Origin of the sequence: Rheinheimera mangrovi, from assembly GCF_003990335.1 — a bacterium.
GTDB lineage: Bacteria > Pseudomonadota > Gammaproteobacteria > Enterobacterales > Alteromonadaceae > Pararheinheimera > Pararheinheimera mangrovi.
The window spans coordinates 4,023,814-4,044,456 of the sequence record NZ_CP034683.1; the positions used below are offsets into that span (position 1 = coordinate 4,023,814).

The 20,643-nt window shown below is 47.2% G+C and carries 17 protein-coding genes; 7 read left to right on the top strand and 10 right to left on the bottom strand.

Annotated features, from left to right (window positions below; all coding sequences use genetic code 11):
• Positions 1-10 precede the first annotated feature (10 nt).
• The 5 genes from EK374_RS18170 (at position 11) to EK374_RS18190 (ending at position 4,117) form a co-directional block, all read left to right on the top strand.
• Entirely contained in the window at positions 11-1,117 is a 1,107-nt protein-coding gene (locus EK374_RS18170; protein ID WP_127025946.1) for a phosphoribosylaminoimidazolesuccinocarboxamide synthase, read from the top strand.
• 96 nt (positions 1,118-1,213) lie between these two features.
• Positions 1,214-1,699 (top strand): arsinothricin resistance N-acetyltransferase ArsN1 family B, encoded by a 486-nt coding sequence (locus tag EK374_RS18175; RefSeq protein WP_127025947.1) that lies wholly within the window; start codon positions 1,214-1,216, stop codon positions 1,697-1,699.
• A 151-nt stretch (positions 1,700-1,850) separates the two neighbouring features.
• Positions 1,851-2,726, top strand: a complete 876-nt coding sequence (locus tag EK374_RS18180; RefSeq protein ID WP_127025948.1) for a dioxygenase family protein — start codon at positions 1,851-1,853, stop codon at positions 2,724-2,726.
• 293 nt (positions 2,727-3,019) lie between these two features.
• Complete coding sequence (locus tag EK374_RS18185) at positions 3,020-3,544, top strand: hypothetical protein (RefSeq protein WP_127025949.1); 525 nt, start codon at positions 3,020-3,022, stop codon at positions 3,542-3,544.
• Positions 3,545-3,592: 48 nt separating this feature from the next.
• Positions 3,593-4,117 (top strand): hypothetical protein, encoded by a 525-nt coding sequence (locus EK374_RS18190; protein WP_127025950.1) that lies wholly within the window; start codon positions 3,593-3,595, stop codon positions 4,115-4,117.
• 51 nt (positions 4,118-4,168) lie between these two features.
• Here EK374_RS18190 and EK374_RS18195 read toward each other — a convergent pair whose 3' ends face one another.
• Genes EK374_RS18195 through EK374_RS18205 form a run of 3 tightly spaced genes read right to left on the bottom strand, consistent with a single transcriptional unit; the run spans position 4,169 to position 8,448 of the window.
• A complete protein-coding gene (locus tag EK374_RS18195; protein ID WP_127025951.1) occupies positions 4,169-6,523 on the bottom strand; it encodes an FtsX-like permease family protein in 2,355 nt (784 codons plus the stop codon).
• On the bottom strand, positions 6,516-7,193 hold the full coding sequence (locus EK374_RS18200; RefSeq protein ID WP_127025952.1) for an ABC transporter ATP-binding protein: 678 nt from the start codon (positions 7,191-7,193) through the stop codon (positions 6,516-6,518). Before EK374_RS18200 ends, EK374_RS18195 begins: the two co-directional genes overlap by 8 nt.
• Entirely contained in the window at positions 7,186-8,448 is a 1,263-nt protein-coding gene (locus tag EK374_RS18205; RefSeq protein WP_127025953.1) for an efflux RND transporter periplasmic adaptor subunit, read from the bottom strand. The genes EK374_RS18200 and EK374_RS18205 overlap by 8 nt, the downstream gene beginning before the upstream one ends.
• 497 nt (positions 8,449-8,945) lie before the next feature.
• On the opposite strand from EK374_RS18205, the gene EK374_RS18210 reads away from it, so the two are divergent.
• Positions 8,946-9,827 carry an SMP-30/gluconolactonase/LRE family protein gene (locus tag EK374_RS18210; RefSeq protein WP_127025954.1) on the top strand — a complete coding sequence of 294 codons (882 nt, stop codon included), beginning with the start codon at positions 8,946-8,948 and terminating at the stop codon, positions 9,825-9,827.
• Between the two features lie 4 nt (positions 9,828-9,831).
• Here EK374_RS18210 and EK374_RS18215 read toward each other — a convergent pair whose 3' ends face one another.
• From EK374_RS18215 to EK374_RS18225, 3 genes are all read right to left on the bottom strand, one after another.
• Entirely contained in the window at positions 9,832-10,707 is an 876-nt protein-coding gene (locus tag EK374_RS18215; RefSeq protein ID WP_127025955.1) for a hypothetical protein, read from the bottom strand.
• Between the two features lie 159 nt (positions 10,708-10,866).
• Positions 10,867-11,637 (bottom strand): substrate-binding periplasmic protein, encoded by a 771-nt coding sequence (locus EK374_RS18220; RefSeq protein ID WP_127025956.1) that lies wholly within the window; start codon positions 11,635-11,637, stop codon positions 10,867-10,869.
• Positions 11,638-11,738: 101 nt separating this feature from the next.
• A complete protein-coding gene (locus EK374_RS18225) occupies positions 11,739-13,091 on the bottom strand; it encodes a GGDEF domain-containing protein (protein WP_127025957.1) in 1,353 nt (450 codons plus the stop codon).
• A 268-nt stretch (positions 13,092-13,359) separates the two neighbouring features.
• Here EK374_RS18225 and EK374_RS18230 point away from each other — a divergent pair, with 268 nt between their 5' ends.
• Entirely contained in the window at positions 13,360-14,427 is a 1,068-nt protein-coding gene (locus EK374_RS18230) for a pectate lyase (protein ID WP_127025958.1), read from the top strand.
• 68 nt (positions 14,428-14,495) lie between these two features.
• Here EK374_RS18230 and EK374_RS18235 read toward each other — a convergent pair whose 3' ends face one another.
• Genes EK374_RS18235 through EK374_RS18250 form a run of 4 tightly spaced genes read right to left on the bottom strand, consistent with a single transcriptional unit; the run spans position 14,496 to position 20,623 of the window.
• Complete coding sequence (locus tag EK374_RS18235; RefSeq protein ID WP_127025959.1) at positions 14,496-17,615, bottom strand: efflux RND transporter permease subunit; 3,120 nt, start codon at positions 17,613-17,615, stop codon at positions 14,496-14,498.
• 9 nt (positions 17,616-17,624) lie between these two features.
• Entirely contained in the window at positions 17,625-18,860 is a 1,236-nt protein-coding gene (locus EK374_RS18240; protein WP_127025960.1) for an efflux RND transporter periplasmic adaptor subunit, read from the bottom strand.
• Positions 18,857-20,164: a TolC family protein gene (locus EK374_RS18245; protein WP_127025961.1), complete on the bottom strand. Its 1,308-nt coding sequence runs from the start codon at positions 20,162-20,164 to the stop codon at positions 18,857-18,859. The genes EK374_RS18240 and EK374_RS18245 overlap by 4 nt, the downstream gene beginning before the upstream one ends.
• A gap of 57 nt (positions 20,165-20,221) precedes the next feature.
• Positions 20,222-20,623 (bottom strand): cobalt transporter, encoded by a 402-nt coding sequence (locus EK374_RS18250; RefSeq protein WP_127025962.1) that lies wholly within the window; start codon positions 20,621-20,623, stop codon positions 20,222-20,224.
• Positions 20,624-20,643: the final 20 nt, after the last annotated feature.

A 20,643-nucleotide genomic window follows, 5' to 3' on the forward strand; every position in this document is an offset into this window, starting at 1 on the left:
AGAAGTGAAGATGACTCTTGCAACTCAGGTCCTGGCGGTCAATGACGACTTGCCTATTCGTACAGATTTACCTGTTCACTCAGGTAAAGTTCGCAGTGTGTACTGGCTGACTGCCGCTGACAGCGCGCGGTTGATCCGGGAAAAAAATTACCCTGTAGCACCAGACACGCCGCTGGCCATTATGGTCATCAGTGACCGTATTTCTGCATTTGACTGCATCTGGCATGGCGAAAATGGCTTAAATGGTGTGCCTGGCAAAGGCGCGGCCTTAAACGCAATTTCCAATCACTGGTTTGCTTTGTTTAAACAACATGGCCTGGCCGACAGCCATATTCTGGATATTCCGCACCCGCTGGTGTGGATAGTGCAAAAAGCCCGTCCGCTGAAAATTGAAGCTATTGCCCGGCAGTACATAACTGGCTCTATGTGGCGTGCTTACAGCAAAGGCGAACGTGAATTCTGTGGTATTACCTTGCCTGAAGGCCTGCAAAAAGATCAAAAACTGCCGGAGATTTTAATTACTCCGTCTACCAAAGGTATTATGACTGGATTAGCCGGTGTGCCGGAGGCGGACGATGTAAACATTTCCCGCGCCGATATTGAACGCCATAGCGCTGCTTTTGGTTTTGAACAATTATCCGATATCAGCCTGTATGAAACCCTGTTAAAACAAGGTTTTGGCGTGATCAGCGACGCTTTAGCTGCGCTGGATCAGATGTTTGTTGATACCAAGTTTGAATTTGGTTATGTCAACGATGCCAATGGCAACAGCAAGCTGATTTATATGGACGAAGTGGGCACGCCAGACAGCTCACGGATTTGGGATGGCGCCAGCTGGCGCAATGGCAGCATAGTGGAGCAATCCAAAGAAGGCTTCCGCCAATGGCTGTTGAGTAACTTCCCTGATCCGGACATTATGCTGAATAAAGACCGGATGCCGGAGCGCGCCGCTTTAGCCCGCGACAACGCCCTGCCGACGGAAGTAATGATGGATATTTCCCGCACATACCTTGGCATAGCGGAAAAAGTCACAGGCCGTAAAATTGAATTAGCCGCTAATCCTAAAGCCGAAATTATTGAGGTGTTAGGCCGCGATTATGGTTTGATAGCGGAATAAGCTTTTCACTACAAAGGCTCTATTGCAATGCCAGTCTGATGACTGGCATTGTTGTATCTGAAGCACGCAAAACCTTGTATTTAATGGAGATACAACATGATCCGCAGTGCAACCTCAGCAGACGCCACAGCTATTGCAGCCATTTATAACCACTATGTGCTGAATACCAGTGTCACTTTTGAAGAAGAAGCTGTTAGTACTGAACAGATGGCGGAGCGTATTGGGCAGGTAAAAGCGGATGGCTTGCCCTGGTTAGTGCTGGAGCAAAGCGGCGAACTACTGGGTTATGCCTATGCCACTAAATGGCGGATACGGTCAGCTTATCGGTTTTCGGTGGAAAGCACAGTTTATGTCAAAGACGGTGTGACAGCCAAAGGCCTGGGCAGTCAGTTGTATCAGCAACTGCTGGCTGAACTAAAAGTTCTGGGTTTGCATCTGGTGATAGGTGGTATCACTTTACCTAATAAACGAAGTGTAGCGCTGCATGAAAAATTTGGTTTCGAGAAATGCGGCCATTTTCAGCAGGTTGGCTTTAAATTTGAACAGTGGCGCGATGTCGGCTACTGGCAAAAGTTGCTGTAATTCAACACTCTCCCCCCAATACGAGAACCATCAATTTCGATTGAGAAACATCAGCTTTTATCTGCAAAGGTAAAGTTAAGTTTATCTCTGAACCCTGCTCTGCCATGCAGCGTCATAGCCAATGAAATCACAGGCAGAGGAGCAAAACGCCATGAAAAACTCATTAACTACCAATACATCCAGGCGACATTTTATTAAGCAGCTTGGATTAGGCTTAGCCAGTATTCCGCTGATTGGCCTGGTGGCTTGTGGTGGCAGCTCAGACAGTACTGAAACAACCAGCAGCGACTCTGGTACATCGGGTAGCGGTGGCTCAAGCGGCAGTTCAACAGGCAGTAGCACCAGTTGGGCCACTGGCGGTACAGCCGCTATGACGGCAAATTTCCCGGACGACAGTCTGTTTGCATTAGGCACTACTTGTACTGTCGCCTTAACCAAAAACTTAACTGAAGGCCCTTGTTACTTTACAGCGAACACACTGGATGATATTTCCGATGCACAAGGCGGCTTGCCGATGCAGCTGTGTTTACGGGTGATCGACAACAGTTGTGAGCCGGTATCAGGCCTTGAAGTGGAAGTCTGGCACTGTGATGTGGAAGGTATTTATTCAGGTGATACCAATGGCAGCAGCGACAGCAGCGGTTTTTCCAGCTCGTTTTGCACAGGCAACCACAGTGAAGCCTTGCGCTCAAAATGGTTCAGAGGCACTCAAATTACCGACAACAACGGCAGGGTCAACTTTAAATCTTGTTTCCCTGGCTGGTATTCAGGCCGCACTATTCATATCCACTTTCGTGTACGTAACAACAACAACGATGAGGTGGTTTCACAGTTTTGCTTCCCGGATGCATTCACCGCAGAAATTTGCACCACTCACACTGAATACAGCAGCCGTGGTATTCAGGACACCACCTTAAGCGCTGGCCGCGACACAGTCTTTGGCAACAGCTACGATGAGTTTTTATTTGATTATCAACAAAATTCAGACGGCTCGTTGCTGGCTTACAAAACTATTCAGATTAGCTAAAACAGGCGAAAAAGTAGTGTTATACCAGTAACCAATACTAAAGTAGAAAAAAGTACATAGAGATCAAAGCAGTGTATGAAACCCTGCAACTATGCTTCGTTTCTATTTTGGTGTTGACTTTCTTTTTCATGTTCCTTAACTTGGCTTTACAGTGCTGTTTTTGTATTGAATCAAGAATGGACATATCGAAGAATCTGATTGCCTGGAAACAGGGTCGAAGTGATGTATAGCCTTGCATTTTTTAATTTAAGTTAGGCTCGAATCAGAAATACAGCGACTTTTAAGGATGAATCATGCGTTTATTTTTTATAGTACTTTTACTCTGTTGGTTTTCACCTTTTTGTAAAGCCGAACAGTTTTTTATGGATGTAGACCCCAGCTGGCAGCGTTCTTCCACTTTATCTTACGACGAAGCCGCTGCTTTATTCCGGCAGTATTACTGCACTATCTCCTCCGGCAGTGCTGTGATGTACGATCTGAAACAGCAAAGGCTGATGACAGCAAAACAAGCCACTGAGCAATTGCCTGAGCTAAAGCTGCACTGGACAGAATTTAAAGACTCTTATCAGAACGGCGCAGAAGTAAAGCAGCCTTGCCGTAAAGATATTCCGTGGCAAGAGCTGGCGCGGGTATTTCAGTTGCCTGAAACCAGTGCTGAAGAAAAAGTGATTATTTTTATCGAACCTGACGTCTTCAACCGGGAACTGTTTAAAGGGCATGAGGCTCTACAAAAAATTGACAGTAAATTTATGGCCCTATCGCATTATAACGGCATGAAAAAATACCTGGTGCAAATAGGAACTCCAAAAAATCGATAGCGAAACAGAATGAGACGCCAGATAGCGTCGACTGTTTAAGGATGAATCATGCGCTTATTTTTTATAATACTTTTGCTCTGTTGGTTTTCACCTTTTTGTAAAGCCGAACAGTTTTTTACCGATGTTGCCCCCAGTTGGCAACGCTCCTCGACCTTATCTTACGACGAAGCCGCTGCTTTATTCCGGCAGTATTACTGCACAATCTCCTCCGGCAGTGCTGTGATGTACGATCTGAAACAGCAAAGGTTGATGACAGCAAAACAAGCCACTGAGCAATTGCCTGAGCTAAAGCTACACTGGACAGAATTTCAAGACTCTTATCAGAACGGCGCAGAGGTAAAGCAGCCTTGCCGTAAAGATATTCCGTGGCAAGAGCTGGCGCGGATATTTCAGTTGCCTGAAACCAGTACGGAAGAAAAAGTGATTATTTTTATCGAACCTGACGTTTTCGTCCGGGAGCTGTGGAAAGGGCATGAGGCTCTACAAAAAATTGACAGTAAATTTAGGGCCTTATCGCATTATAACGGCATGAAAAAATACCTGGTGCAGATAGGAACTCCAAAAAATCGATAATAAAGCTCCGGATTAACAAAGGGGAGCTTGTTGCTCCCCTCCCGCATTCTTTTAACTGTCCTGACGTAATACTGTAGACAAAGGTTGATGCAATACCTGACGTATTTGCACGTAAGCCAACAGAAGTAAAACCAGACTAAAACTCAGACTGATAAGAATAACCAGCCAGGGCTCGGCCTTGAGCGCCATACTAAACTGCTGATCCAGGATGCTTACCAAAAGCTGCTGTACCAGCCAGGCCAGGGGTAAAGCAATCAGCAAAGCAGCCAGAGGCTGACCGAGTGCTTGCAGCAGGTTATAGCGATCGGAGGCGCCCACTGCGGCTTGCACTGCATAGCGGAATTTATCAAGTTTTAAGCGAGCCCTGAATTGGTCCGACAAACTCAATAACACGGCCAGCACAATAAGGCTGCCAATCAACCAGGTAGACAACAATAAATAGTGACTACGACTGTCCTGTTGCTCAATCGCCTGCCCTAACTGCGGCAACTGCATCACGGTTAAGCCGGTCAATTGCTGCTCTAATCTCTGCTTTAACACCGAAAAAGGTTCAACGGCTTTGCTGTTCTGATACATAAAAATCTTACGGGGTAGCAGCCCTTGTTTCGGATTTTCCAGACTGAGATAAATCATAGGCAAAGGAGCACTGAATTTACCTTTGTGTGGTAAATCCGGCACTACAGCTATTATTTGATGCTTACCTTGCATCATTTCAGACAGTTCCAGGCTTGAACCTATCAGCTCCAGATCTGGCCGGCCAGCGCTCAGCAAACGGGCGGCAGTCTGATTCAATACCACACCATGTTGCCAGGGCTGAGGTAAGCCAGGATCTTTCACACCAAGCACAGTAAAAAAAGAACGGCTGACGCCTAACAACGAAAACTCTGTTGGAGCCTTAAGTCGCATGTCCTTGATTAAAACACGTTGTGGGTCCAGAAAGTCGGTCGCAGACCATGCTGTACCTGGGTCTGGCCGGGGTTGGATGGCAGTGATGTTCAGTCCTGAGCCCTGAGACTTGAGCTGCCAGCTCTGCACCTTAGTGTCGACCGAATAACTATTACTGTGCTGCCACAACTGATAACTTAAGGCCCCAACCAAAGTCAAAGCCAACACTGCTGTTGTCAGCTGCAGGATCAATGTCAACTGGGCAAATGCATGCTGTATAAATGAACGTTGGACCTGCATCGCCCTTTCAAACAGCTGGCGTTGCTTTAAACGGAATAAAGGCATAATTGCCAGAGCACACAGCAGCAGCGCAGTAGCCAGTATAGACAAGCCCCACAGCTGAATACTGACATTAAAGACTTTACCACCACTGTATTGTTGGTACGCCGGATAGCTGGAAATGAAAGGCAATAACAGCTGTAGTAACAGCCATGACAAACCAAGCACTATGCTTACTTTCATTAAGGCTGCACGTAAGCCGGAAAATAACAAATAAGAAAAATCCGCACCTAAAATTTCATAGATCCGCATTTCATGTTGCTGCAAAATTAAGCGGCTGCTGTATACAGTTAGCCAGTTGAGCGTCAGCACCACAGTCAATGCGACAACAAACAACAGCAGTAATTGCCACTGCTGCAAGACCTGATTTCGGGTAACAGGGTCGAATTCCAATCCTGGCTGCACCAGCATTTCGCCACCCCGCTGTTCCATCTGCATACCTGCGACGCTTAAATCGGTTTGTTGCAATCGCTGTGTTATAGCGCTGACCGATAAAGGTTGCTCGCTGCGAACCAGCACCAGATTGCCGTCGAAAGCAGCCAAATACTTATCAATGAGAAAAGACGACGATGAGCCAAAGGGCGTCAAAAATCTGAGGTAATTTGCTGACAACCAAATATCAGATGTCTGACTGCCAATTTTATCCAGACTGGCAGGTAAAACACCAAGCACCTGCAGAGGTTGTTCAATATGTTTATGCCTGAACCAACGGCCTGTTACATTGGGATCTGCCGCCAGTTGCCTGGTCCAGAAATGGTGAGATAACCACACCCCTTGCTCAGCTGCGAATTCCGGATATCCCAGCATTTCGGGCAACTGGCTATCATAAAACAGCAGATTCAGATCGGTGAGCAGTTCGCCTTCCAGGCTAAGATCCGCCTTGTCCAGTTGTAATGCAGCCACCTGATCTACTCCTGGCCACTGCGACATCTGCTGTACAACTTGCCGGTTCACGCCAGAAATCATGCCGTCCGGAAACTGGTGTACCACACTATAAAAAAAACCACTTTGCTTCACCCATGCCGGTTTCTCGCTGAATAACAAATGGCCCAGTTGCAGGCTGATCGCTAATAAAGCGCAACTCAGTGCAGAACCCAGTAGCAAAGTACCCAGTTTCAGGCGCTGGCCGGACCAACGCCGCCATTCACAGGCTAAGTCATATAACCAGGGTTGACTAATCATGCAGCAAAGCTCCATCACGTAATTTGATTTGTCTTGAACACTGCGCTGCTATCGCCGGGTCGTGAGTGACAATCACTACTGTCGATCCTTCTGCAGAAAGCAGCAGCAACAAGTTCATGATGCTTTGGCCTGTTGTCGAATCCAGATTACCCGTTGGCTCATCAGCCAGTAACAAGCTTGGCTGGTTCACTAAAGCTCTGGCGATAGCCACCCGCTGTTGTTGACCACCGGATAATTCAGATACGCGGGCATTTAGTTTCTCGCTTAACCCCACTTTCTCCAATTGGGCTCTGGCCAACTCCACATAACGGCCTGATGCAATATCCGGGTTAAAACGTAACGGCAATGCCACGTTTTCCAGCACTGTCATTTCGCCTATCAAATTAAAATTCTGAAATACCCAGCCAATGTGCTGATTACGTAACTGGCTCAGCTGGCTGCGGCTTAGTGCAGCTACGGGATGCTGTTTTAACCAGTATTCACCTGAGCTGGGGCTGTCTAATAACCCCAGAATAGACAACAATGTAGACTTGCCACTACCCGAAGCTCCGGTAATAGCCAGACATTCGCCCTGCGCTATGCTCAAATCCAAAGGCTGCAATGCAACAGTCTTGTTTTTTACAGGCCCAAATTCTTTGTTTACCTGTTGTAACCTAATCAGTTCAACCACCTACTAACTCCTCAGCCTTGATAAGCTCCTGTTGTTGCATAGCAGTAGGTACCTGCAACAAAATTTCATCACCAGGTTTTAAACCTGAAACAATTTCCATATAACGGCTGCCAACAATACCAACCTCAACACTATGTTTTTCGTACGCATCCTGCTGTTTTACATGCAGCGACCAGCGCCCTGAAGCAGTGACATGAGAAGGGATCTCAACCCGCGCAACCTGATCGATGGTGGCAGTAGTTACCCGCGCGACAATATCAAAATTAATCCGGGCTTCAGCAGGCAGAGCCCCTTTTAATTCCAGCTCGACCCTCACCTGATTATCACTGACCGTAGGGTAAACCCGGCTAACCACAGCAGCGACGGCCTGCCCTTTAACCACAACATCGGCGTTTTGGCCTGGCAGCAGCTGCGCGGCTTCCACCGCAGAGACACGAACATCGGCATATAAACTGGCAGGGTTATTAATTTTCGCCACCATCACACCTTTACCTATGGCTTGCCCCAATTGAATATCCTCGGGTAAATCGGCCAACACACCAGCGCGATCGGCCCTTACCAGCAAATTATCGACGTCAGTACGCGCCATTTCGGCTAACTTTTGTGCCTGCTGATATTTGTATTGCAGGGAAAGAGTTTTTGCATTGCGGGTTTGTTCGAAACTTTGCAAATTACCTGTTGCCAACTGAACACGCATTTTGGCTTGTTCCAGTTTGGTTTCTGCGCGTAAAAATTCCAGCCGGGCCAGAATTTTTTGCTCCATCAGCACTTGCATGGTTTGCAGCTCTTGCGCTGCCAGTTTTTGTTCACTCTCCGCCAGTGCAACTTCATTTTTTAACTGCTGCTGCTCACGGGCTAAATCAGCCAAACCTGACTCACGGGTTGCCATCGCATCCAGCAACTGCAGTTCAGCAGTTTCAAGTTCGCGTAATAACGCCGGGTTACGCAACCGCAACAGCTCAGTGCCTGGCTGAACTTCCGCTCCCGGCAGTAACATCAGCTCAGCGACAGAACCTTCAACTTCAGTGATCACTGTGCCTTGCTGGCGGGGTAACAACCGGCCATAACCTACGATTTGCTTTTGCACCTGGCCCTGACTAACCACTGCGCTGGAAATTGCAAGTTGCTGACTTTGTTGTATCACCGAATAAATGTAGCGACCCAGCAGAAAAAAAACTGTTGCAGCTACAAGCAGCAGCAACCAGCGATTTCGCCACCAGGCAGTATTGTTCAGCGGTATCTCTAAAACTTTCATTAAATATCCTTATTCAACAGCTACATAAAGCTATCTTTATCAACAGGCTTTGTCCTGAAATGAGTTCCCGTATGACTATTTTGTATGGCTGTGTTGTGGTCGGTTTATTCGCTCTGACGGTGCAGTGCCAGCTTATGACTTGTGAAAAGCAACTGCAGCAGTCATCAGCTTTACATCAGCAAAATAGCCATATAACAACAGAATCATGTAACTAACATAGAGACAAAAAAAATCAATGTCAACAATAAAAAAACCGATACATTACAACTAATTAAAATTAGAAATCTGTAATTTTTGCTCGGTCAGAATAGCGTTCCGGAGGCTGACAAGGCCGCAGAAATCTGTTGTTCGGATTTTTGTCTGTAGCAAAAGCTCACAAGCTAATTCCATATCTGAAACCAGTTCAGGATTTTTATCCACTTGCCTGCAGGCTTATTCGCATTTTCCGGACAAGCTGGGTATGGTAAGGGCAGCTTTTGATTTATAGGAAAAACACTGTGAAACCTTTTATGCCCTTTTTGTGTTGCCTTACTCTGCCCTTATTACTGCCATCCACAGTACTGGCCGAAGCAGTAGTATCGACCTCGCCTTCACTAGCCTCTTTATGGCATACCAAAAATTTGCGGGTGCCTGAATCAGTGCTTTGGTACCAACAGCAACACAACGGTAAAACCGATACGGTGTTGTTTGTGTCAGAAATTGATGGTCAGGGCAATGCAGCTGATGGTGTAGGTGGTGTAGCCGTTTTAAATACTGACGGCAGCATTCGGCAGCAGGACTGGTTACGAGGTTTGAATGCGCCTAAAGGTTTAGCCGTATTTCAGGGCAAACTCTATATAGCCGATTTAACTGAAGTAGTGATTGTGGATATAGCTTCAGCCAAAATACTGCAAAAAATTAAAGCACCGGATTCGGTGTTTTTAAACGATGTGACTGTTGATGCCAAAGGTGTAGTGTACATTTCTGATACCCGCAAAAACCGGATTTATAAGCTGGAGCAAAACCAGATCAGCAGTTGGCTGGAGAATATTGAAGCAGCCAATGGCTTGAAGGTTGTCGATGAAAAGTTATACATAGCAGCTGGCGACAAACTGCTGAAGCTTGATTTAAACGACAGCAGTAACAGCGTCACACAAGTTGCTATTGGTTTTGCTGAGCGCGCTGATGGCCTGGAGAGCGTTGGCAATGGTGATTTTATTGTCAGTTGTTGGGCTGGTTTGGTTTATTACGTCTATGCCGATGGCCGTATACAACAGTTACTGGACAGCAGAGCTGCTAAGCTCAATACCGCCGATATTGGCTGGGATCCAGCCACTAACACTTTGTATGTACCTACTTTCCTAGGAAATTCAGTACAGGCCTTTGAGCTAAAACGATAAAAGTTTAGCGCCGCTCTTTATCGGCATACTGACGGATAAAACGGCTGACTTGCTCTGCTTCTTGTTTGCCCAGATAGCGGGTGTGAGCCAGTAAAAAGCTTTTTTCCCGATACAAGGTCGTTAACGCCTGATCTACAGCCTGAATAAACTGACGATTTCGGGCTGTGTCTGAGCACATCACATGCCCGGTGATCAACGCAGGCGAACCTGCAATTCCATAGCTGCGCGTATGCAGCTCTGGTTTGCTTTGCATAAACAAGTTCATTTCTGTCGGGTAAGCAATAACAAAATCCGCCCGCTTTGAAGCAAACATGCCAATAAAATTAGTGTGATAGTGAGGTGCTGCAAGTGGCAAAATCTGTTTTGCCGGCAACTGGCGGATTTGCTGATCCAGAGTTTCACCAAAAGAAAAATGCTCTGGAACCAGCAGTTTAGCCTGAGGTAGCGCCTGCATCACCTGCGCAATACTTTTCACCTGGCCCTGCTCATTCAGTAGTTCAGCTGCAAGAACCGGAAACTGCGCCAGTTGATAGAGCCTATAACCCAAATAAAAGTTAACAGGTTTAGAGAATAAGTACTTAGCGTCTCTACTGCTGTTTTTCACCCTGTCCATGGTGCAGATAGACGCGCCGCTGTCCATCATATGCTCTGTTCGTGCTATTGGAACTTCAATCACAGGGACAGATCTGGAGAATTGTTTAAACAGAAGAAAGTTCGTTTCGGTGGTAATGGAGTTGTACCTACCCGCATTGCTCAATTGAACCGTCTGCGGGTCGTAATGTTGAAATTCCAGCTGGATCGGAACATGAATGGCTGCAGCACAGCTCTGGCAATACCAAAAAATCAATACGAAGCTATATCGCCATATCCCTTTAGCCATTCTCGTTCTCCTGTTCACTAAACAGCTAGTGTGCGAAAAGTATCAGCAACAGTAAAGGACAGTTCTGTGTTCCCAAGGTGTTTGGCTATTCTTTAGCCAAGCCAAACTGCTGCGGCTGATACAGTGCAACAGCCGCCATCCGGCTCTGACTTAATGCTGCTAGAAATCAACAATAATTTTGCCAGCAAAAATCTTCTGACTGCTGCCATCAGCTCGCATACTTTGAATGCCTTGTTTGATGGCAGTTTCCAGTTGTGGGCAGTGACAGTGGACCGACAGCCCCATGTAGATAGTCTGGGGTTTTACCAAATCGTCAGGGAAGCCTATTTCTTTGATCTCTGTAGCTAATTCGGGGTTAGTTTTAAGCACAGCCTGTACCTGAGTGGCAGGCAACAAGGCGGCGTCTATGCGTTGTTTCGCCGCCATTTGCAAAGCCGTCAGCACTGAATCCACCTGCACCAGCTGTCTTTTTTTCATGTTATCCAGCACGATTTGGATTTCTGGTGCCACTTTGTAAGTTCTGATCGTCGCAATAGTCATAGTGGCTAACTGCCCGGGAGTATCCAATCTCAGATTTTTGCTACTGGCGTAATACACCCTGTCAGGCCAGCGGGCGGCAAAAGGAATGTAATGAATATCAGGTCTGCCAGCGCCGGTTTTTAGAATATTAATCATCAGATCTGTTTCACCTGCTGCCATTTGTGCGAAGCATCGTGAGGACGGAGTCTCTGCGCTGGGGAGCAGGGTAAAGTTGGCTCTTTGGGCCAGTTCCTGCAAATACAGTACCGAAGGCCCTTCAGGTTGCTTTGTTACCGCATTAAAGCCATAAAAACCCGGAAAAGTACCAAGACACCAACGCAATTGTGGTTTGGCTTCGACTGGATTAAACAGGGAAATAACAAGAACCAGCCCTATCAACCTTTGTATCATAACGTGGCTCCCAGACAAACTAACTACACAGTGAATGAACTTCTATGCCGATTTTCAGCAGATCTTTAGTTGCGTTCAGAACAATTGAAATCTTTAGTTTTTTAACCTAGCTGCACTCTGTTGCGGCCCATAGCTTTGGCCTGATACAACGCCTGATCGGCTCTTTTCAGGATAGAGTCGTCATCGTCCTGCGGCTGATATTGAGTGACACCAAAACTAATGGTAAAGGCAGGCAACCCCGTTTCATCCAGAGTGGCGACAGACTGCCTGAGCATTTCAGCTAACTGACAGGCCGCTTCGGCTTTTTGTTGTGGCAATAAAATCACAAATTCTTCGCCACCTAAACGGAACAGACTGTCGGTTTTACGCAAACGCTTGCTGATATGCTCTGTTAAAGCCTGCAGTACTTTGTCACCCATATGGTGGCCAAATTGATCATTGACCTTTTTAAAGAAGTCTACGTCCAATAGTGCAATGCTAAATACGCTGCCACGTTCCGCCAGGCTGAGTTCCATGCGCAGTTGTTCGTCCCATTTATGCCGGTTAAAAGCCCCAGTTAACTTATCCCGCGTCGCCAGCACCAGCAGCTGTTGCTCTATTTCCTGCCTGTTACTGATTTCCTGTGATAACCGTTGCACCATCATTTTTAAGTCGTACTCAAGTTCTGTCAGCTCATCCTGATGCTGTGGCTGGTGAAATTCCGGGCTGGTAATAGGTTGACCCTGTTCTATCGAATGCTGCACATTTTTGATTTCGGTTTGAATACGACCAATACGCAGGCGGAAAATCTGCAAAATATAAAAGGTTAGATACAAACCTATGACAAAAGCACAAAACCCCAGGCCTGTATTGACCAGCATAAATTCGTTTTCGTGTTTATCGGTGTAACGGCTGGCTTCGAGAGTTAGTTTTTCCATATGCCGTAAAATGACAATAATACTTTGATCTAAACTGGCGGCTTCTTCTTCAAACTTCAGCCATTGCTGATTACTGGTATGGCCTTGTTGTAAAGCCAGTTTCAGTTGCTGTTCAAAACTGTCACTTTGCTGGTGAAATTCTTTAATACTGGCAAGTATTTGCTGATGTTCGTCTGCAGCAAAACGCACCTGGTGTTGCTGCAGACTTTTATTCAGCACCCGCTCGGCTTTATCCAGCAAAAACTTCAGTCCTTCACGTTGCGCAGCAAAAGCTTGTTCAGGTTTGAGTTCAACTTTGGCTTGCTCGCCTTTTAATCGAAACTGCTCAATCAGCAAATGCTGCTTTAATTGCATCATTTCCAGCTCACTGACCATTTCCGTCAGCGGCACATCTATTTCAGCCACTTCGTGCATTTCGGCATCGATCAGTTTGAGTTTGTAGATGGAGTAAATAATGACGACAAATAAAAACGACAGCAGCACCACCAGTAAACCACTGATTTTACGCTGTAAAGACGCATTAAACCATTGTTGCATAAGAAGTTCCGTAAGAGCAGAGCATTGCTGGGCTCTGAGTAATAAACCTGCTTAAAGGAGATGGCTCTGTAGTTGTATACTATATTAACGCTAAATGGCTGATTTGCAGAATAAAGTCGGGCCAGCTACAAAACTGACGATTTTCGTAAAGCCCCTTCCTGAGCTGAAAGTTTCACTATTGGAAACTTAATGCATTAAGTTATTAAATGGTTTATTTATTGTTAATAAATTTCGTAGTATTACCGGGAACACAACAACCGGAGTTTCTATGAACTTACTACGCAGTTCCATCAAAGTATTAACTTGTGCCCTGTTATTGCCTTTGTCGCTATCTATTACTGCGCAAAGCGAACCGAGTACCACACTGATGCTGACGAAAAAAGCTGGCAACACTTATTTGAGCTGGTCAACTGAGGTGCAGGAAGTGGCCCGACAGGAAATTTACCGCAGCACCAGCAGTGTATTTGAACAAGCTGAACGTATTTCGGTATTAGATCCTTACCAAAAAGTGGCGCAGGACAGCAGCTTTGATCCGAATCAGGATTATTGGTATTGGCTCAAAGTGGTGGATGCTGATGGTCAGGAACATCTGTCTAACTTATCAGCCACAGTACCTCAACTCAGCTTTCAGCCTTTTGCTACCACAGCCAATGCCAGCCGCTGTAAAGCAGGCGCAACCTTCGAAAATGAAAGCATAGATTGCGGTGGTATCACAGTAGGCAGCAGTTGTGCCAGCGATGCAGAAGGGCAAAAACCTGTGATCACGCTGAAAAACGCGACAGTGAAAAACCTGCGCATTTCAGCAAGCGGCGGAGCCGACGGCATTCATTGCAGCAGCGGCAACTGCATTATTGAAAACGTCGTATGGGAGGATATCTGTGAAGATGCAGCCACCAACAATGGTAAAACCATGACAGTCAAAGGTGGTATGGCCTTTAATAGTGCCAATGGCCCTGGTGGCAAACCCGACAAAGTGTTTCAGCACAATTCAAAAAACAGCACCACAGTGCTGACAGGCAACTTCACTCTAACAGGTGAAAACGGCAAGTTATGGCGCTCTTGTGGTGACTGCACCGACAATGGCGGCCCACGTTATCTGACAATTTCAGGTGTAACTATTAACGGCAAAATTGGCAGCATAGCTGGGGTAAACAGCAACTATAAAGATGTGGCTACTATCCGTAATCTGAAGATTAAAGATTATGCAGCAGGCAAACCGCCTGTCTGTGAACACTATAAGGGTGTAAAAAAAGGCCAGGGCAAGTCTGTCAAAGATAAAGAATACTGGAACAGCGCCAGCTGTAATGTCAGTAAAACCGACGTAACTAAGCTTTAATTTATGAAAGCTTAGTGGTAAAAAAGCAGGGACCTCAGTCAAAAGCCCCTGCTTTGTTGATTTACTGCTTAAGCTTTTCTGAAATTCACCAACCGGTATAAAGCGGGCAGCACCAGTAAGGTAAGCAAAGTAGAACTGATAATGCCGCCTATGACCACAGTAGCCAGTGGCCGCTGAATTTCAGCACCTGTGCCTGTATTAAACGCCATGGGCACAAAACCTAAACTGGCGACTAAAGCTGTCATCAGCACTGGCCTTAACCTCGACATAGCGCCTTGTTCCAGTGCAGCCAAAAGCTCCAAACCCTGCTCACGCAGCTGGCGGATAAAACTGACCAGCACAATGCCATTCAGTACAGCTATACCCGACAAGGCAATAAAACCAACGGCGGCTGAGATCGACAACGGCATATCCCGCAGCAGCAAGGCAAAAACTCCGCCTGTCAAAGCCAAGGGCACGCCGCTGAAGACCACTAAGGTGTCCCGCACTGAGTTTAACGCGCCATACAAAAGGCCAATGATCAGCAGCAGGGTTAAAGGCACCACTATGCTTAAACGCTCTGTGGCCGACTGCAACTGCTTAAAGGTACCGCCATAATCCAGCCAATAACCATCAGGTAACGGCAAATCCTGCATACGTTGTTGTACTTCGGCGATAAAGCTGCCCAGGTCACGGTCTGTGACATTGGCGGTCACCACCACATTACGTTTGCCACTTTCCCGGTTGATTTGGTTTGGCCCTGTAATTTCGGCAATAGTGGCGATTTCACCCAGCGGCACATAACGTAGTTCGGGCGAATCATCGACTGGTAAGGTGACTGGAATACGCGCCAAAGCAGCCGGGTCTTGCCGCAATTCTTCCGGCAACCTCAGCATTAACTTAAAGCGTTTATCGCCTTCATACATCAGCCCCACCTGGCGGCCACCAATAGCGGTTTGGATCAGTTGCTGCATTTGCGCCACATCCATTCCCACCAAAGCCAGGTGGTCACGCTGAGGTTCTATCGACAGCAAAGGCAAACCGGCTGACTGCTCCATGCGAGCATCTTCAGCGCCCGGCACAGCAGCAAGCACAGCAGCAACCTGTTCACCTACTTCGGCTAGCGTATCCAGATCATCGCCATACACCCGCACCGCCACATCGGTGCGAACCCCTGCGATTAGCTCGTTAAAGCGCATTTCGATTGGCTGGGTAAATTCGTATTTGTTCCCCGGAATTTGCTCCACTAAGGCTCGTAATTCTTCATCAAATTCAGCACGGGTTTTCGCCGGATCGGGCCAGTCCTGCTGGTTTTTCATAATAATGAAGGTATCGGCGACATTAGGTGGCATAGGGTCTGTCGCTACTTCAGGTGTGCCAATTTTTGAGAACACCCGTGCGACTTCAGGCAAAGTGGCAATATCCGCTTCGAGCTGCATTTGCATTTGTACTGACTGGCTCAGACTGGTGCCGGGAATACGCAAGGCGTGCATGGCTATATCGCCTTCATCCAGTTGCGGTAAAAACTCTGAACCCATTTTACTGGCCGACCATAAAGCAGTGCTCAGCAGCAGTATCGCAACAGCTGATACCAGCAAGGGTGTTTTTATCGACAGCGCCAATAGAGGTTGGTAGCCGCGACGCAACGCCAGCATCAGTGCATTTTCTTTCTCTGATATTTTGCCGCTGACAAACAAGGCAATGGAAGCCGGAATAAAGGTAATAGCCAGCATTAAAGCACCTAACAAAGCGGCTATAACGGTAAAAGCCATAGGCTGGAACATTTTGCCTTCGACGCCACTTAAGGCAAAAATCGGCAGGTACACCAGCATAATAATAAAAACCCCAAACATAGCGGGTGTCATCACTTCTTTGGTGGCTGCTAATACCACTGCAGAACGTTCTTTTAAGTTAAGCAACCGGCCTTGCTGATGCTGGGCTAAACCTAATTGGCGTAAGCAGTTTTCGACCACTATGACAGAGCCGTCGACTATCAGGCCAAAGTCTATTGCGCCTAAACTCATCAGGTTGCCACTCATTTTATTGGCCGCCATACCACTGATGGCAAACAGCATACTTAAGGGGATCACCAGAGCTGTTAACAAAGCCGCCCGCACATTACCAAGAAACAAAAACAGGATCACCACCACCAATACAGCCCCTTCCAGCAAGTTGGTTTCCACTGTTCTGATGGTTTTATCCACTAAGGTAGTGCGGTTGTAATTGGCTTCGGCAACCACTCCAGCAGGCAGGCGCAGATTGATTTCATCAAGGCGACTGGCGACTTGTTGCGATACAGTACGGCTATTTTGCCCTACCAGCATCATCACAGTGCCCAGCACTACTTCGTTGCCATCTTGTGTCGCGGCGCCGGTACGAAGTTGTTTACCTATAGCGACATCGGCTACATCTTTTACCCTGACAGGGCCATCGTCACGTTTGGCAATCACCAGTTGACTGATGTCCTCCAAGGATTTCAGCTGGCCAGGCGATCGGATCAGCCACTGCTCGCCATTTCGCTCAATATAACCAGCGCCGACATTGCTGTTGTTTTGCTCCAAAGCTTGCGCCAAATCATCCAACGTCAGCTTAAAGGCCAGCAGTTTGACCAAATCAGGCGACACCTGATATTCACGGACATAACCACCTATGGTATTAATTTCAGTCACACCTGGTACTTTCAAAAGCTGCGGTCGTATCACCCAGTCCTGAATAGTGCGTAAGTCCTCTGGGTTGTAGGCTGAACCATCGGCTTTTTTGGCATCGGGCAAAGCTTTGACTGTAAAAGAAAAAATCTCGCCCAGGCCAGAGACTATAGGCCCCATTTCCGGATCTATATCCGCTGGTAGTTCGTTTCGAACGTTTTGCAGCCGCTCTGCCACTTGTTGTCTGGCCCAATAAATATCTGTGCCTTCGGTAAACACAACAGTGACTTGCGACAAACCATAACGGGATAAAGAACGGGTGTACTCCAGTTGCGGCAACCCCGCCATCGCCGTTTCAATGGCATAAGTAATTCGCTGTTCGGTTTCCTGCGGCGAAAAACCTTCTGCCGCTGTATTAATTTGTACCTGCACATTGGTGATATCAGGCACGGCGTCGACCGGCAAACGTGATGCTTGCCACAGACCAGCGGCCGCCAATAACAGCGTCAGCAGCATGATCAGCACAGGCCTTGCCAGCGCTGTTTTTAATAGGGTATTTATCATCAGAAGCTCCTAGTGATCATGGCTGGCGCCAGACTTCATCACGTCGGCTTTGAGGATAAAACTATTGGTCGTAGCGTACTGCACACCCAGCGGCACACCGGACAAGACTTCAACTTGCGTATCGTCAGCGCGACCCAGTTCAGGCATACGGATTTCAAACATATCCCCTACTTTGATAAAAATCACCGTTTTGCCATTCCATAACTGCAAGGCTGATTTTTTGATCACCAAAGAAGCATCTACTGTCGCCACTGTGACATCGGTTTTGACATGCATGCCTGGTCGCCAATGGCCGTCGGGATTGACTAACACACCACGGGCGCGGGCTATATGCCCCCCTGTCATTTGTGGAGCTATATAGCTGATTTGACTGGCTGCAGATTGATGGCCATGTAAGTCTTTGATTAAAAACTCCTGCCCTAACTTCAGCTGTTCTGTGTCCGAGGGGAAAGCTGACATTTCGATATAAACCGATGAAAAATCGCTGATTTCGACTATCGGTTGTTCTGAAACTTTGGCGCCCACACTGACGTATTTGGCCGTTACTTCACCTGCTGCTGGCGCAAAAACAGAATAGTTTTTTAAGCTCACCGGGTTTTGCACTATGGCCACTAACTGACCTTTAGTCACTTTATCGCCAACTTTGACCGCCAGTTGTTGCACTACACCAGCATACGCAGCGCCAACCTGATACTGCTGCTCCGGCACAGGCGCCACGACGCCAAATAAATGCAGCTGAGTATGAATTTGCCCTGGCTGGGTTTGCTGCAGTTCTATACCGGCTTTTTGCACAGAACGCTCTGATAAAGCGGTGCGGCCTTCAAAAGAGTCGTAATGCCATTCGAAGTTTTTGCCCTGATAACTGGCGCTGATTTCCACTTCAAAGGAGTGTGGTTCACGGATCACTGTATCCCCCAGCCAATAATCCAGTTCAGGGCTGAAGTTAACAAGCTCAGCAGCTTCGCCTAAACGCTGCAAAGTCACCTGCAGTTTTAGCTCCGAGGTTTTGATTGGCTCGTCGTTTTGATACAAATAAAGCCGCAGTTCAGGCTCTACTTCGGTTTCGTAAATAGTCACTTCCAGAGCGAAGTCATCTTGTGTCAGTAAACGCCCGCCATGTGGGCCTTTGGCGGCTTCTGCATGCTGATGTTCTGCCTGTTCTTCGTTATGCTCTTCACCATGGGCATGGACAATAGCGGTAAAACTAAGGCTGATAGTCAGCACTAAAATAGATAAAAAATTCATTGAGAAAGCTCCTGTTGTGCAGGGAGAGAAGAAGGGTTGCGCTGCGGGGTTAAAGCTTCTGGCCCCTTGACCACCATAGGTAAACCGGTCAGACGTTCCAGCTCTAACAGCTGCAAATGCAGAGCGTATTGCAGGTCAATAATGGTGCGTTTGGCCAGCAAAATTTCCTGCTGCGCTGCAAGTAAGTCGGTCATATCAAACACGCCTTGCTGATAACCGGCCAGCATCTGATCCAGTACTTTTTGCGCCACTGGAATAATGGCTTTTTGGTAATCGCCGATCTGCTCGCTGAATTGAGTCAGCTGCAAATGACTACGCTCTATTTGCAATTGCAGTTGCTGCATGTTCTGGTGCTGCTGCAGCTTGGCTTGTTCGGCTAAAGCTTCGCTGGACAGAATGGCGCCCTGATTCGGATTTTCCAGCGTCAGCGGCATACTGATCTGCAGTACAAAAGCATTGTCGTTACTTTGCTCATTGCGGCGCAGTCCTGCGCCCAGAGTTAAATCAGCCTGACCTAAAGCTTTGGCCAGCTGCAACTGACTATCCAGCAACCTGTTTTGCGTCAGCCACCATTGCAGCTGCGGGGCTTGTTGCAATTGGGTCAACACAGCAGCGAGTTGAGGCAAAGTGGGAAGCAGAGTTAAATCACCAGACACCGCATCAAAGTCAGGCTGTTCTGCCCAATGACTAGCCAGTAGACGCAAATTCACCAGCTTTTCAGCGAGCAGGCTTTTCTGCTCCATCCGGCTTTGCAGTACTTTTAGTTCCAGCCTAGTGATATCGGCATCTGTCACATTGCCCGCTTTAGCGCGCTGTTTGGCTGCTGCAAGTGCTTGTTGCTCAGTGGCAATTTTTTGCTCTGTCCAGCTAAGCAGTGCTTGCTGATGCAACAACTGCAAAAAGCTACGCATAGTAGCCGCAAGCGCATCCACTTTATCCAGCTGATATTGCTGCTCAGTTAATTTGCTTTGCCATTTTGTCAGCTCAAGGCGTTTCTGGCGTTTATCACCCAGTTCAATCAACTGGCTCAGGCTTAAGGTCAGTTCAGCGCTTTTTACACCAGCGCTTTCGCCCGTACCCAGCACATCGGCCAATTCCAGCTGAAGTTCAGGGTTAGGCCGCATTCCGGCACTGATAGCAGCGGCATCATTGATACGCTGCTGATAGGGATACAATTGCAAACCAGGGTTTTGCACTAGCGTACGTTTTAACGCTTCAGCAAGGCTAAGTTCTGTCGCTTGAGCAGGAATAACCCACAGCGAGGCCAGCAGCACAAAAGCCGCATGGCTAAGTTTTATAGTCATAACTACACCCAATAAATTATTGAAATAAAGCTGAAAATTTAATGTTTAAAGCAGAATTTAATGATTAGGTGGAGGGACTGGCGGGCTATAAGTGGTGGTAATTAAGGCGTACTGAGCTAAAGCTGATGCCTTGTGCACAGCAGGAGTGGCAGACACAGCATAAAGTTCGGCTATGTAGCAGGCAACATGGGCATGAGTGGGATGATGGTCATCGTTATGTTCAGCTTCATGTTTTGAAGCATCATCAGCACTATCTACAGCACTGGCTTCAACAGTACAGTGCTGATGTTCAGTGTGACTGGAGCTGTCCAGCACAGAAAATGGATGATTCTCCTCCGGTAAATGCATAACAATGCTCTCACAGGCCGAAACGGCGTGATTCAGCATAATCAGCATTAACAACACAAAGCGGAGAATGGGTTTTGGCATAACGCCCTCGATAAGAATTGTTCTCATCATAGCCTTAAACCCTGCGCTAA